At 65.7% G+C, this 1,430-nt stretch carries 1 protein-coding gene; it reads left to right on the plus strand.

The window, feature by feature from the left end:
- Positions 1-274 precede the first annotated feature (274 nt).
- The gene (locus BST38_RS28760; RefSeq protein ID WP_083146944.1) at positions 275-1,423 is read left to right on the plus strand and encodes an IS30 family transposase; all 1,149 of its coding nucleotides are present in this window, start codon (positions 275-277) and stop codon (positions 1,421-1,423) included.
- The last annotated feature ends 7 nt before the right edge of the window (positions 1,424-1,430 follow it).

Raw genomic sequence — 1,430 nt, forward strand, 5'->3', positions numbered from 1 at the left:
CTCAGACTCAATCGGTCGCTGCAACACCTGATTCGTCGAGGGGTGTTGTTCGATGGGGTTTCGCAAGCGTGGCAGCAACGATGTTCCCGAGTGTGCGCGTGAGGTGTTCTTCGAGGAGTTGAGGTCGGGGTCGTCGCAGTCGGCGGCTGCCACAGCGGCCGGGGTGTCGCATCAGACCGGCTCGAAGTGGGCCAGGGCCGCGGGTATCCCGGCTGATCTGCGGCATCGCGGTACGCGGTATCCGGCAGCGGTGCACGAGACGTTTTGGGCGGCGATGAGATCGGGGGCCTCGACGATTGAGGCTGCGGTGATCGCCGGCGTGTCGGAGAACACCGGCGTGGTCTGGGTGCAAAAGGCTGGCTACGTGCCCAGAACCCCAGCCCCTGGCGTCATCGAGATCGACGGTGCACGTCGGCCGCGTGCGCCACTGACCTTCACCGAACGCTGCCGACTCGAGGAGCTCTTGGAAGCCGGGTACCTTCCGGCGCCGGCCGCCGAGCGACTCGATCGTCACCGCAGCACCATCGACCGGGAGATCGCCAAGGGGATGACGGTTTCGGGATACCGGGCCCGGGTCGGCCAAGACAGCGCCGACCGCAACCGCAGACGTCCCAAACCGCGCCGTCTGGAATCACATCCGGTGTTGCTTGCCGAGGTGGTGGCACGCTTGGAGAAGCGGCATAGTCCCGAGCAGGTCGCATACCGGTTGCGGCTGGACTACCCCGACGATCCGGAGATGTGGGTGTCACACGAGACGATCTATCAGGCCCTCTACGTGCAACCGCGTGGGGAGTTGGCACGGCTGGTCAAGACCGCGCTGCGTACGGGGCGTGTTCAGCGGAAACCGCAGGGCCGCACCGCAACCGGTCACGGCAAGATCCGGGACATGGTCCACATCAGTGAACGCCCCGCCGAAGCCGAGGACCGCGCGATCCCCGGGCACTGGGAAGGTGACCTGATCATCGGCGCAGGCCAACAGTCGGCGATCGGCACGCTGGTCGAACGCACCACCGGATTCGTGGTCTTGCTGCACCTACCCGAGGACCGCACAGCGGCCACCCTGGCCGAGGCCATGTCGATCAAGATCCCTGAGATCCCCGAGATCCTGCGCCGCTCGCTGACCTGGGACCAAGGCAGCGAGATGGCACTGCACACCAAGATCACCGAAGCCACCGGGCTGCCGATCTTCTTCTGCGACCCACACAGCCCCTGGCAGCGCGGTACCAACGAGAACACCAACGGCCTGCTCCGTCAGTATTTCCCCAAAGGCACCGACCTGTCGTTCTACGGGCCCGGCTGGCTCGACCAGGTCGCCGCCGAACTCAACGCCCGCCCCCGCAAACGCCTCAGCTGGCGCACACCCGCCGAAGAACTCGACCGACTACTGTCAGACCCGTCCACATTCGTTGCAGCCACCGCTTGAATCCAAG

Source organism: Mycolicibacterium parafortuitum (assembly GCF_002086815.1).
Classification (GTDB): Bacteria; Actinomycetota; Actinomycetes; order Mycobacteriales; family Mycobacteriaceae; genus Mycobacterium; species Mycobacterium parafortuitum.